General features: G+C 69.1%; 14 protein-coding genes. All 14 read right to left on the bottom strand.

Going from position 1 to position 12,710, the window contains the following annotated elements; translation table 11 throughout:
• Window positions 1-16: 16 nt before the first annotated feature.
• Window positions 17-286 carry a flagellar biosynthesis protein FliQ gene (gene fliQ / locus AAIO73_RS07015; RefSeq protein WP_056453084.1) on the bottom strand — a complete coding sequence of 90 codons (270 nt, stop codon included), beginning with the start codon at window positions 284-286 and terminating at the stop codon, window positions 17-19.
• Between the two features lie 5 nt (window positions 287-291).
• Entirely contained in the window at window positions 292-1,149 is an 858-nt protein-coding gene (gene fliP, locus AAIO73_RS07010; RefSeq protein WP_526023783.1) for a flagellar type III secretion system pore protein FliP, read from the bottom strand.
• A gap of 80 nt (window positions 1,150-1,229) precedes the next feature.
• The gene (locus AAIO73_RS07005; protein ID WP_345877026.1) at window positions 1,230-1,484 is read right to left on the bottom strand and encodes a FliO/MopB family protein; all 255 of its coding nucleotides are present in this window, start codon (window positions 1,482-1,484) and stop codon (window positions 1,230-1,232) included.
• Window positions 1,484-1,780 (bottom strand): flagellar motor switch protein FliN, encoded by a 297-nt coding sequence (gene fliN, locus AAIO73_RS07000; RefSeq protein WP_056453091.1) that lies wholly within the window; start codon window positions 1,778-1,780, stop codon window positions 1,484-1,486. Before fliN ends, AAIO73_RS07005 begins: the two co-directional genes overlap by 1 nt.
• The gene (locus AAIO73_RS06995) at window positions 1,777-2,730 is read right to left on the bottom strand and encodes a flagellar motor switch protein FliM (RefSeq protein ID WP_345877025.1); all 954 of its coding nucleotides are present in this window, start codon (window positions 2,728-2,730) and stop codon (window positions 1,777-1,779) included. Before AAIO73_RS06995 ends, fliN begins: the two co-directional genes overlap by 4 nt.
• 6 nt (window positions 2,731-2,736) lie before the next feature.
• Window positions 2,737-3,417, bottom strand: a complete 681-nt coding sequence (locus AAIO73_RS06990; protein ID WP_345877024.1) for a flagellar basal body-associated FliL family protein — start codon at window positions 3,415-3,417, stop codon at window positions 2,737-2,739.
• Window positions 3,418-3,428: 11 nt separating this feature from the next.
• A complete protein-coding gene (locus AAIO73_RS06985; RefSeq protein ID WP_345877023.1) occupies window positions 3,429-5,786 on the bottom strand; it encodes a flagellar hook-length control protein FliK in 2,358 nt (785 codons plus the stop codon).
• Window positions 5,787-5,817: 31 nt separating this feature from the next.
• The gene (locus AAIO73_RS06980) at window positions 5,818-6,246 is read right to left on the bottom strand and encodes a flagellar export protein FliJ (protein ID WP_345877022.1); all 429 of its coding nucleotides are present in this window, start codon (window positions 6,244-6,246) and stop codon (window positions 5,818-5,820) included.
• Window positions 6,239-7,567: a FliI/YscN family ATPase gene (locus AAIO73_RS06975; protein WP_345877021.1), complete on the bottom strand. Its 1,329-nt coding sequence runs from the start codon at window positions 7,565-7,567 to the stop codon at window positions 6,239-6,241. Before AAIO73_RS06975 ends, AAIO73_RS06980 begins: the two co-directional genes overlap by 8 nt.
• Window positions 7,561-8,337: a FliH/SctL family protein gene (locus AAIO73_RS06970; protein ID WP_345877020.1), complete on the bottom strand. Its 777-nt coding sequence runs from the start codon at window positions 8,335-8,337 to the stop codon at window positions 7,561-7,563. The genes AAIO73_RS06975 and AAIO73_RS06970 overlap by 7 nt, the downstream gene beginning before the upstream one ends.
• Window positions 8,330-9,337 carry a flagellar motor switch protein FliG gene (fliG, locus tag AAIO73_RS06965; RefSeq protein ID WP_345877019.1) on the bottom strand — a complete coding sequence of 336 codons (1,008 nt, stop codon included), beginning with the start codon at window positions 9,335-9,337 and terminating at the stop codon, window positions 8,330-8,332. The genes AAIO73_RS06970 and fliG overlap by 8 nt, the downstream gene beginning before the upstream one ends.
• Window positions 9,334-11,043 (bottom strand): flagellar basal-body MS-ring/collar protein FliF, encoded by a 1,710-nt coding sequence (gene fliF / locus AAIO73_RS06960; protein WP_345877018.1) that lies wholly within the window; start codon window positions 11,041-11,043, stop codon window positions 9,334-9,336. The genes fliG and fliF overlap by 4 nt, the downstream gene beginning before the upstream one ends.
• A gap of 1 nt (window position 11,044) precedes the next feature.
• Window positions 11,045-11,410 (bottom strand): flagellar hook-basal body complex protein FliE, encoded by a 366-nt coding sequence (fliE, locus tag AAIO73_RS06955; RefSeq protein WP_345877017.1) that lies wholly within the window; start codon window positions 11,408-11,410, stop codon window positions 11,045-11,047.
• The gene (locus tag AAIO73_RS06950) at window positions 11,407-12,675 is read right to left on the bottom strand and encodes a sigma 54-interacting transcriptional regulator (RefSeq protein WP_345877016.1); all 1,269 of its coding nucleotides are present in this window, start codon (window positions 12,673-12,675) and stop codon (window positions 11,407-11,409) included. Before AAIO73_RS06950 ends, fliE begins: the two co-directional genes overlap by 4 nt.
• Window positions 12,676-12,710 lie beyond the last annotated feature (35 nt).

Here is a 12,710-nt window from a genome sequence, read left to right as displayed (position 1 = left end):
TTCTACCGCGCATCGCCTAGCGGACCAGATCCGGAATCCGCTCGAAGATGCTGGTCGTGAAATCGCTCAGCAGCCCCAGGATCATGCCCCCGAACACCGCCAGGCTGATGCCGACCACCGCCAGCTTCGGCACGAACGACAGAGTCTGTTCGTTGATCGACGTCGCCGCCTGGATCATGCCGAGGATCAGACCCGACACCAGCGCCGGGATCAAAATCGGCGCCGCGACCAGTGCCAGCACCCACATCGCCTCGCGGGCGACGGTCATGAAATAGCCCGCGTCCATCTGCGCTAACTCACGAAAGACGCGGCAAGACTGCCCATGGTCAGCGCCCAGCCATCGACCAGCACGAACAGCAGCAGCTTGAATGGCAACGATATGATCGTCGGCGACAACATCATCATCCCCAGCGACATCAGCACCGTCGCCACCACCAGATCGATGACGACGAACGGCAGGAAGATCAGGAACGCGATCTGGAACGCGGTCTTGAGTTCCGACGTGACGAACGCCGGCAGCAGGATTGAGAACGGCGTGTCGGCGGGCGAGGCGATCGGGCCGCTCTTCGCCATCTGCGCGAACATCGTCACGTCCTTGGTCCGGGTCTGCTTCAGCATGAAGCCGTGCAGCGGCAGGCTGGCATTCTGGATCATCTGGGTCGAACTGATCTGCCCGGCGGCATAGGGCTTGATCGCGGTCTCGTTGATCCGGCCGATCACCGGCGACATCACGAACAGCGACAGGAACAGCGACAGACCGATCAGCACCTGGTTGGGTGGCGTCTGTTGCAGGCCCAACGCCTGGCGCAGCACCGCCAGCACGATGATGATCCGGGTAAAGCTGGTCATCATCAGCAGGATGCCGGGCAGGACCGACAACAGCCCCATGATGATGAGGATCTGCAGCGACAGCGCCATCGGCGCGTCGTTGCCACCGCCCAGCTGCCCGAGCGCCCGGTCGAGCGCGTCGGCGGCACCGGGCGTAGGGGCGGGCGCGGCGGGGACGGCTTGCGCCATCGCCGGCACCGCGAGGAACAGCATGAGTGCGACGCCGATCGCGGCGAGCACCAGTTCGAACCGCCAATTCGCCCGCGCGCGCGAAGGGCGCGCAACCTGTACGACGCGTGCCGGGGCGGGTGCCGTGGTCATCGCCCGCCGCCGTGCGGCCGCTGCCGCCGGGCGATAGCGCATCCGGGCCAGCAACGGGTCGAACGTCGTGTTCAATCCCTTCACTTGTCGCCCCGGTCGAGCAGCGTCACGCCGTTGCGGCTGACCGACACCAGCAATTGTCGCCCCTGAAACTCCAGCACCGCGATCTTGGTGCCGGTCGACACCATCATCGTCTCGCGTACCTTGACCAGCCGTTCACCGTGGTTGCCGGGCATCCGCGCCTCGAGGCGACGCCACAGATACAGGCAGCCGATCATCAGCCCGCACACCAGCGGCAGGAGGATGACGAGCTTCAGGATGTACGACCACATCATCAGCGGCTGACCCGCTTGTCGGGGCTGACCAGTTCGGTCATGCGCACCCCGAAGCGGTCGCCGACGGTCACCACCTCGCCGCGCCCGATCAGCGTGCCGTTGACGAACACGTCGAGCAGTTCGTTGGCGCCGCGGTCCAGTTCGATCACACTCGATTCGCTCAGCGCCAGCAGTTCGCGCAAGCTCAGCTGCGTCGACCCGATCTCGACGGTCAGGCGGACGTCGACATCCTGCAACAGCTTGAAATTGGCGGCGAGCGACGCTTCGGCGGGGAAGCCGCCGGTCATCTCGTTCATTGGAATTCCTCTTCGAAACCGGGGTCGATGGAGTTCAGCTTGATCGCGGCCTGCCCGTTGGCGGTGCCGACCGTGCCCGTGCCCAGCCGCCGGTTGGACACCCATACCGGTACCTGCGGCCCGAAATTGATCGGGATGATGTCGCCTTCCTTGAGTTCGAGCAAGGTGGCGAGCGACACGACCGGTTCGGCCAGCACCGACCGTACCGGCAGCTTCACGCCCATCACCGCACGGGTCAGCCCCGACCGCCATTTCGAATCGGGCTCGCTGCGGCCATGGACCTTGGTCGACAATTGCGGCGCATGCGGTTTGAGCGCCGCGACCGGATAGAGGATGTCGATATAGGTCGGCAGCATTGCGTCGCCGACCTCGAGCGCGAAGCGGGTGGCGATCACCGCATCCTCGCCATCGATCGCGCCCATCATCGCCGGATTGGCCTCGGGCGTGCCGGGTTCGAAGGCGATGCCGGCCAGCGGCCCCCAGGCCTCGCCCAGCGGCGCGGCGATGGCGGTCGCCAGCCGGCGCAGCATCGCTTCGGCAGCGGGCGAGAATTCGACCGGCATCGGATTGGGCGCCTCGCCGAACCCGCCGAAGAAGATGTCGAGCGTTTCGAGCAGGAACGTGCCGTCGATGACCACGATCGCCGGGCTTCCCCCGGTCGACAGCGTCAGCGGCACCCATCCGGTCAGCCCGTGCGCACGGCGCGCGGCGCAATAGCCCGCGAACCGGTCGACCTCGACCGGCTCGGCCCAGCTCTTGACCCCGCGCCGGAGCAACGGCTCGAACACCTGCCGCAGCGACCGTGCCATGCGCGCCGACAGATGTTCGAGCGCACGCAGGTCGCCGAACGGATTGAGGTTCGTCGCCCCCAGGCTCGGCGCATGCGACGCAGCCGCCGTGCGGCGACTCCGTGCGCTGCCTTCGGGCGCGGTGGACGAGCTGTTAACCATGGACGTTTACTGAACCACAAACGTGGTAAAATAAACGTTACCGATGCCGCCAAAGCCTTCCTTTTGCTCCAGAGTGTCGTTGATCGCCTTCTTGATGCGCAACGACAGCTGTTTCTTGCCCTCCGGCGTGAACACCTGATCCTCGGTCGTCTCGCCCAGCGCGAGCAGGATCGCCGAGCGAATCGCGATCTCGTGGGTCTTAAGATTCTCGATCACCTTGTTGTCGTACGAGGTCGAGATCGCGACGCCTACCTGAATGAAGTGCGTGCTGTCGGACAGGTTGGAGGTGAACTCCTTCTCCATCGCATAATAGGTCGATGCCCAGCGATCGCCGCCCTCCATCTCGGGCGTCGGCCGGCTGTTCTCGTCGCCATGCTCGGCCGAACCGCCTTCGCCACCGCCTTCGCCACCGCCATGGCCGCCACCTTCGCCGCCGCCTTCACCGCCGGCGCCGGCCTTCACCTCTTCGGACTTCGGGACCAGCTTGGGCAGGTCCTTCTTCTCCTCGGGCGGTTCCTTCTCGCCATGGCCGCCGCCGCCGCCGATCAGGCCCGACGAACTGGCATACAGCCCGGCGCCGACGCCCCCGCCCAGCAGGGCGACGACACCGACGACCATGACCAATATCTTGACCAGCTTGCCTTTCTTCTTCGCCGGCTTTTCCTCCGGCGTCTCCTTGTCGCTCATGTCGTGGTTCCTCAGGCGATACGATTATCGGTTCGGGTGGATGGCGCCTGCGCGTCGGCAAAAGCAGAGCGGGGCGCGCGCGGTTGCGGCGATCCCTGATCCTGTGCCTGGCGCTGCGATGGCTGTTGCTGCGTGCCGACATCGACCTGCATCCCGCCAAGCTTCAGCCCGCGCGCCTCGGCCAACTGCACCAGTCGCGGCTGCGCGTCGGCGAGCAGGCGGCCGGCATCGGCGTTGTCGCTGCTAAAATGAACATGGATGCGGCCGTCCTCCGACGTGCGGATCGCAACCTCGACATCGCCCAGCGCGTCGGGCGACAGGCGGATGCGGGTCTCGCCCTGCGTCGGCGATGCGTCGCGCAGGGTTTCGATGCGGTCGATCATCCCCTCCATCCATTGCGGCTGGCGGGTGTCGAGCTGCGGCTGCTGGACGGTGGCCGGCGCCGCGACGGGGCGCAGCGTCGCGGCGTCGATCGACGGGGCGGCCGGCGTTGGCAGCGGCGGCGCGTCGTCGTCGCGGCGCGGGCGCGGGGCGGGGGCGTCGGCCAGCACGACCTCGGCCACCGCTTCCGGGGCGGTCGCGGACGCGACGCGGGTGACCGGCGGGGACTTGATCGGCTGCACGGTCGGTGCGGCGACCGACACGACCGGCGCGCTCGCCTCTCCGGCGATCGTTTGGCGATTGGCGGTCAGCGGCTCGGCGGTCGGTTGGGTGAGGGGCGCACGCTCGGTCGGCAGCGTGAAGGCGACCGCGGGTTGATCGATCACTACCGGATCGACCAGACGGGTCGCAGCGTCGACGATCGGCGCCCGGACGGGTTCGGCGATCGGCGCGCGTTCGGCCGGACGGGCGATGGATTCCGCCACCGGCACGCTCGCATCGGCGACTGGTGCTGGCGATGCTTCGGCGACAGGCGCCTCAATCGGGACAGCGCGTGGAGCGGCGCGGCGCGGCGCGGTCTGTACGACCGGCGGGATAGCGACCGGCGCGACCGTGTCCGGCGGGGCGGGCTGGGGCTGCATGGTCGGTGGAAGCGCCTGCGCCACGATGGGCGGCACCGACGGAGCGGCGTGCGCCACCGGTTGGTTGGGAGCGATCGACACATCGCTACCGACCGGGTCGGTCGCCACCGGCATAAACACCGTTTGTAGCTCGGCCGCGGCATCCGCCGGCATCGCTACGGAAGCGGCCGGCGTCTCGACCTGCCATGCGGCCCGGACCGGATCGACGACCGGCTTACTGGGCTGCGCGCGCCGGTCGACCGGTGCGAACCGCGCGGCGGGGGCCGGCGTCGACGCGGCGGGCGCGATCGACGGCTGGTCGGAGCGACGGATGTTGCCGATCGGACCCGGCGCAACCGGGCGGCGAGGCGTCGTGTCGGGCGTTCCGGTCGGCACGGCGATGGTGTCGGGGCGGAACGCCGCTTCGCTGTCCGCACGTTGGCGGGTCGCTTGGGTTCGAACGGGCCGGGTAGCGCTCGGCATCGTCGTGACCGGATCGGTGACGGGCACCTCCGGCGCGTCGCCGGCGGTGGCACGCGGCGCATCGATCGCAGCCTGCCCCGCCGGGGCAGCGCGCTCGGTTGCGATCCTGCCGCCATCTTGCGGCGTCGGCCGTGCATCAACGGGAGCGGCGGCGGGGATCGTCTGCGGTGGCGTCGTCGTCTGCGCGACCGTCGGTTCGGCGTCCGGCACCTTCGGGCCGATCACCTTCATTTTAGGCGCAGCATCCGCCGGCACCGGCGCGAGCGCGTCGGCCGGTATCGCGACCATTGGTGGCAGGTCGATCGGCGGCGCGTCGTTCGGCACGATCAGGATCGGCGCGTCGCCATCCTCCGCCGCTTCGGGTTCGTCGCTCTCTGGCGTCGGCAGCGCCGGTTCGTCGGCGGGCCGGCGTGCCCGCACCGGCAGCGGCGGCGCGAAGCGGGCCGGCATCGGCTGGATCGGCAATTCTGGCTTGGGTTCGGGTGGCCGCACAGCGACCGGTGCATCCTCGGGCAGCAGCTTCAGTGCGCCTACGACCCCGGCGGCGACCACGACCGGCACGGCATCGCGCACGGCTGGCGGCGGAGCCGGGTCGGCGGGCACCATCGCGATCGCCTCGCTCGCCGAGACCGGTAGCAACGGCGCGACCACCGGCTCGGGCGCGACCGGCATGGCCGGTACCGCCACATCGGCAGTCGCAACCGGCGGCATCTGCGCCACCGGCAACGCCTTGCCGCCTTCGGCAGCCGCCTGCCGCCCGTCGCCGGCATCCGGCACGATGCCTGCGAACAGCGCGGCGAACGCGTCCGCCGCCACGCCGGCCATCGGCGTCACCTGCATCGCGAGCGGGGAAGCGGTACTGGATAGGGCGGAGAGAAGCTGCATAGGTCGATCCGTCAAGCGTTCGACCGGTCGATCAGCAAGGATCGTGCCGATTGGGTCGGCGCACCGGCGGTGCATTTTCGAGGGCACGCAGTTCGCGCAAGGCACGCGCGGCATGGGCGCGTTCGAGCAGCTTTTCGACCGCGCTCTGATCGCGCTTTGCCGCCATCGTCGCCGACCGCGCATGTTCCAGCCCGGCATCGGCCTGTACCACCCGCTGCTCGACGACCTGCGCCGTGGCATGCAGCCGCTCGCGATAATGCGCGGCGGCGCCGAGGCCGGCGGCGGTCGCGCTGGGGGTCGGCACCGGCGATACCGCCTCGGCCAGCGTGCGGATGCGGTCGCGCAGCGCGATCTCGTCGGCAACGCGGGCGGCGGCGCGGGCTTCTTCGGCTTGGGTCAGGTTCAACTGCATCGTCCGCACGCGCAGCACCCGCGACAGCCGCTTGGCCTTGTCAGTCACCGAAAATGCCCACCAGTTCGGCGACCGCATCGTCGAGCGAGACGATCTCGTCCGAATCCTGCTTCACATATTCCATCACCGCTGGATGGGCGGCGAGCGCGCCGTCGATCGCGGCATCGGTGCCGGGGCGGTATGCGCCCATCAGCACAAGGTCGCGATTTTCCTCATAGGTCGCCAGATGGCGGCGCAGCACGCGCGCGGCGGCCAGATGCGGCCGGTCGGCGATGTCGGTCATCACGCGGCTGACCGACGGCCCCAGGTCGATCGCGGGATACACGCCGCGCTCAGCCAGTTGCCGACTGAGCACGATATGCCCGTCGAGGATCGACCGCGCCGAATCGACCACCGGGTCGCTATTGTCGTCGCCATCGGCCAGCACGGTATAGATGGCGGTGATCGACCCGCCGGTGCGAACGCACGTGCCCGCCCGCTCGATCAACCCCGGCAGCATCGCGATCGCGCTCGGCGGATATCCCCGCGCCGACGCCGGCTCGCCCAGCGCAAGGCCGATCTCGCGGCCGGCATGGGCGACGCGGGTCAGCGAATCGATGATGAGCAGGACCTTCTTGCCCTGTTCGCGAAACGCCTCGGCGATCGCGGTCGCCCGCAATGCGCCCCGGATACGCAGCACCGGCGAATGATTGGCGGGCACCGCGACCACGACCGACCGCGCCCGCGCATCGCCTTTCAGCTTGGTTTCGAGGAAGTCGGACACTTCGCGGCTGCGCTCACCGATCAGGCCGACGACGATGACATCGGCCTTGGCGGCGCGGACCATCATGCCGAGCAGCACCGACTTGCCGACGCCCGACCCCGCCATGATGCCGACGCGCTGCCCCTGACCGATCGTCAGCAGCCCGTTGATCGCGCGGACGCCGACATCCATCGGTTCGAGCACGCGGCCACGATCCAGCGGCGACTGGATACGCCCGGCCAGCGGCCAGCGGCCGGCGCCCCGGATCGGACCCTTGCCGTCGATCGGCTTGCCCGCGCCGTCGACGACTCGGCCCAGCATCGCCTCGCCGACCTCCGCCTCGCCCGGCTTGTCGCCCGGCCGCACCAATGCGCCGGGAAGGAGCGGCGCGGGGCCGCCCAGATTCATCATCAGCGTCTTGCCGTTGCGAAAGCCGATCGCCTCCGCCTCGATATGACCGCCATCGCCGGTGCCGACCTGGCACACGGTCCCGACCGGCAGCGACAGCCCGACCGCTTCCATCAACAGTCCGTCATAGGACGACAGCCGTCCCGCGACCCGCGCGCGCGGGCGGAACCCGGTCGGAGCCAGCGCCCCCAGATAATCGTCGGCGAAACGGTTCAGCATGATGCGGGCACCGGTACGGTTTCGATGGCGGCGCAGAGCTGCTCCAGCCACAGCGACGGCCCGTCCTCGACCACCGTCGACGCGGTTTCGAGGATGAAGCCGCCGCGCTCGACCGCCGGGTCGGCGACCGGGAACACCGCCTTGGGCAGCTTGCCCTCGACCAGCGGGATATCAGCCTCGTGCATCCGCAGGATCGACGATTCGGCGCTGTCGGCCAGCAATTCGGCAGCGGCATCGATGCGCTCGGCAAGGTGATTGGCCGACACGCCGACTTCGCCGACGATCTGCCGGACCAGCGTCAGCACCGTCTGGCGCAGCCGCGTCGCCATCGCCTCGCGATCGATATGCGTCGCGGTGCCCAGCGCCTCGGCCAGTCGGGCCAGCAGCGCATGGTCGCGCGCCTGGTCGGACTGGCTGGCGGCGGCAGCGGCGGCCAGACCCTCGGCATAGCCGGCGGCATGCGCTTCGGCGACCGGGTCCAGCGTGGTGGCCGCGACGTCACCCGCGCTGGCGCAGAACGGGTCCCAGCCCTCGGTCGGGTTGCTGTCGGGATCGGCCGGGCGGAAATGCTTGGGGCCGCCGGGCACCGGCGCTTCGGCCGCGACCGCCGCGCCGAAGTCGGCGGGGCGAACCGGCACCACGCCCGTTTCGACGAACGGATCGGGCGCACCGAAGGCGCGGGCGAGGATGTCGGCGGCGGCGACATGGCGGCTGGCGAAGCCGGCGACGAAGCCGCTCGGGGTGCCGCGCGGCGGGGCGCTCTCAAACATAGTCGTCGTCGCCGCCGCCCATCATGATCGTGCCGTCCTTGGCCAACTGGCGGGCGACGGTGATGACGCCCTTCTGCGCGTCGAGCACTTCCGCCAGCTTCATCGGCCCGCGTGCCTCGATCTCGTCGCGGATGCCGTCGGCGGCGCGCGCCGACATGCAGCCGAGGAACCGGTTGCGTCCGGTCTCGTCGACGCCCTTCAGCGCCCGCACCAGCAGGTCGCTGTCGACGTTGCGGATCAGCACGCCCAGATTCTTGTCGTCCATCTCCAGCAGGTTGTCGAAGACGAACAGCTGATCCTCGATCTGGCGCGCGATGTCGCGGTCGATCTTGGCCAGTTTCGGCATGACCCGGTTCTCGGTCGCCTTGCGTCCCGACGATAGGATCTTGGCGGCGTCCTTCGCCCCGCCCAGCTGCACGCCGCTGCCGCTGCTGCGCCCGGTCGAGCGACGTGACAGCATCGACTTCAGCGTATCGATCGCCTCGGGCGTGATCGGGCCGAGCTTGGCGATGCGGTGCAGGATCTGCGGCTGTACCGTCTCGGGCAGTCCCTCCAGCACCTGCGCGGCGACGGCGGGGTCGAGATTGGCGAGCAGCACGGCGGCGATTTGCGGATGTTCGTCCTTGATCAGGCTGACGATCTCGCTGGCGTCCATCCAGTCGAGCAGTTCGATCTGGCATGCGGTCTCGATCGGCGTGATCTTGGCCAGCACGCTCTCAGCCTTGTCGGCACCCAGCGCGCGGTTCATCACCGTCTCGATATGCGGGCGCGGATCGAAGCCGACCGTGGTGCGCTCGCGCGCCTTCTCGACGAAATCGTCGAGCACGACCGTCACCTCGTCCTCGCTGACATCGGCGACGGTGAACATCGCCTTGCCCAGTTGCTGCACCTCTTCTGGGTCCAGCTTCTGGAGGATCGCGGCGGCTTCCTCCTCGCCGACCAGCATCATCAGGACGGCGGCGCGTTCGACGCCGCTATGGATACGGGTGGGGGCGTTCACTGCTTGGCATCCGACTGGATCATGTCGCGCACGGCCAGCGCGGCGCGTGCCGGATTGTCGCGGGTGAAGCCGCGGACCAGCCCGACGCGGTCGTCATAGCTGCGCGCGCTCTCCAGCATCTCCATGCTGACCGGTTCGGGCTCGGCGGGTTCGGCCGGACCGGCGAGTGCGGCCTGCGCGGCGGCTTCCTGTGCGGCGATGCGGGCGGTTTCGGCGGCGGCCTCGGCCTTGCGCTTTTCGTTCATGGCCTTGACCATCGGGCGGACGCCCATGAACAGCACCAGCAGCGCGATGACCAGCGCGGTGCCGTTGCGTGCCGCCATCGGCACCCAATCGGCATCGTACCACGGCCGCGCCACGTCGCCGGCGACCGCATCGGGCGAGAATTTCCGGCTGATGACCGTTACCGTGTCCTGCCGCTGCTGATTGAAGCCGACCGCCGCCTTCACCAGGTCGTTGATCTGCTGGATTTCGGCCGGGGTGCGCGGCTTGCCGCCTTCGGGTTCGCGCAGCAGGACCGCCACCGACAGCCGCCGGATCGATCCGGGGGCAGCACGGGTGACCGACACTTCTTTGCCCAGGTCATAGGCGCGATTGAAATTCTCGCTGGTCTTGACCGGCGGCGTGGCACCCGGCGCGGTACCCGGCTGCACGGTGGCCCCGGCCGGACCCGGCGTCGCGGTCGCCAGCGTCGATGCGGCGGGCGCGGTGTTGCTCAGGGCGCCGGGAATGCCGCCGGGCGTCGCTTCGCCGGGGGTATTGCCCTGCCAATTGCCCTGCTCGGCACGGACCACGCCCTGCTTGTCATAGCTTTCGCGCGTCGCCTGGCTCTCGTCCAGATCGACATCGGCCTGGATTTCGGCCGAGAAATTGCCGGCACCCAGCAGCGGGGTCAGCAGCGTGTTGAGCTGCGCGCGATACTTGTCCTCGATCCGGCGCTGATAATCGATCCGCTCGTCCGACAGCGTGCTGGCATCGCTGCCGTCGCTCGGCTTGCTCAGCAGCGCGCCCATCTGGTCGATGATCGTCACCTGATCGGGCTTCATCCCCGGCACCGAACTAGCGACGAGGTTGACGATCGAGCGGACCTGCGCCTGCGTGAGACTCCGGCCGGGTTCGAGGCGGACGATGACCGACGCCGACGGCTGGGCATTGTCGCGCACGAACACCGACGATTCGGGCATGGCGAGGTGGACGCGGGCGTCCGCAACCGACTCGATCTCGCCGATCGACTTGGCCAGCTCGGTCTCGCGCGCCTGGCGCAGCCGCTCGCCTTCGACGGCGCGGCTGACGCCCATCGGCAGCTGGTCGAGGATCGCGTAACCGCCCGGCGCCGCCTTGGGCAGGTCCTGTCCGGCGAGCAGGATGCGGGCGCGATGATAATCGTCCTCGGCGACGGTGATCCCGCCCGAATCGTCGACACTGCTGTCGATCTTCGCCGCGGTCAGCGCGTCGACCACCGCCTGCTTGTCGCTGTCGGGCAACTGCGGGAACAGCACGCGCTGCGGCGGGGTGGCCAGCGCCATCCACGCCAGCGCCGCCGACAGCACCAGTCCGACGATGAAGATCATCGGCAGGCTGCGCTTGACGGCGGGGTTCTTCATGATCCCGCCGATCTGGGTCAGCGGGTTGGCGAATTTGGCGGCGGCGGGGGCTGCGGGGGCGGGAACGCCGCCTGCGCCGGTGGTGGCGAGTGCGTTTTCCATATCAGACCGGCATGCTCATAATGTCCTTGTAGGCGGACAAGAGTTTGTTCCTGACCTGCATCGTCGCCTCGAAGCCGACCGATGCCTGCTGGCGCGCCATCATCACCTTGGCGATGTCCACGGTCTCGCCGCGTTCGTACATCGCCGACAGGTCGCTCGCCTTGTTCTGTTGCGCGTTGACGCCCTTCAGCGCCTCGCCCAGCGTATCGGCGAAGCTCGCCGGCTTGGCCGGTTCCGCACTGGGAGCGGGGGCCGCCGCGACCTGCGCATTCGCCTTCGACAGCGCCTGATTGCGTTCGAGGATCTGCGCACGCAGCTGCATCACCCGGTCGACGCCCATCGCGCCGCCGACACCCCCGACGCTCATGCCGACGCCGCCACGGCTTGCGCGGGCGTCAGCATTTCGCCGGCCTCACGCGCCTTGGCGAGGCGGTAGCGGAGCGTCCGCTCCGAAATGCCCAGCCGCCGCGCGGTCTCGATCCGATTGCCGCCGCATTCCTCCAGCGTCCGGCGGATCGCGGCGAATTCGTGGATTTGCACGATGTTGGTCAGCGTCGCCGCGACCGGTTCGGCCACGCGCGGGGCGGCGGCCGGGCCGGCGCGATCGAACACGATGTCCTGCGCCTCGATCCGGTCGCCCATGCCGAGCAGCAGCGCGCGCTGGATCACATTTTCCAGTTCGCGGGCATTGCCCGGCCAGTCGTGCCGGACCAGCATTGCCAGCGCCTCGTCCGAAATCCATGGCAGCGTCGCCCGGCCGGCGGCATGGCGCACGACCATCGCGGCGGCCAGCGCCGCGACGTCGCCCGGGCGATCGGCCAGCGCGCGGGTCGACAGCGGAAACACGCTCAACCGGTAATAGAGATCGGCGCGGAAGCGGCCGGCGGCGACCTCTTCCTGCAGATCGCGATTGGCGCAGGCGACGACGCGGACATTGACCGCCTCGGCCTGGGTCGCGCCGATCGGCACGACTTCGCGTTCCTGCAACACGCGCAGCAGCTTGGCCTGCAACGGCAGGGGCATTTCTGCAATCTCGTCGAGCAACAGCGTGCCGCCATGGGCCGCGCGGAAAAAGCCTTCGCCCGCAGCACCCGCGCCGGTGAACGCGCCCTTCACATGGCCGAACAGCATCGCCTCCAGCATGGTTTCGGGCAGCGCGGCGCAGTTGATCGCCACGAACGGGCCGGCGGCGCGGCTGCTTTCGGCATGGATGGTGCGGGCCAGTACTTCCTTGCCGGTGCCGGTCGGGCCGTTGACCAGCACGGTGATGTCGGCGGCGGCAACGCGCCGGGCCAGCGCCTGCAGCGCGAGGCTTTCCGGATCGGCGGCGACCGCCACATGCCGGCCGCACAGCAGCGCCGCGGCAAAGGCATGGGCCAGTTCGGTATCGGCATGCGTGTAGCACAGGCGGGCGGGGCGACCATCGGCGAACGGGGTTGCGGCGACGGGTCCGTCGGCCAGCACCAGCGTGCGCGACGCGATTGGCGGCACTTCGCCTTCCATGATCAGGAACACATCGGCCGGGCCCGGCTTCTGCCCGGCATTGGCCAGCACGAACCCCTGCGCGCGCAGCGAAGACACGAGCGTGAACTTCGAGGCGAGCACGGCAGCAGATGGATAGATCGAGCGCATCGGTTGATGATTCCCCTGTACGGCACCTCTTTGCC

The organism is Sphingomonas epibiotica (genome assembly GCF_039615155.1).
Classification (GTDB): domain Bacteria; phylum Pseudomonadota; class Alphaproteobacteria; order Sphingomonadales; family Sphingomonadaceae; genus Sphingomonas.
This window is presented reverse-complemented; position numbering and strand designations above follow the sequence as displayed.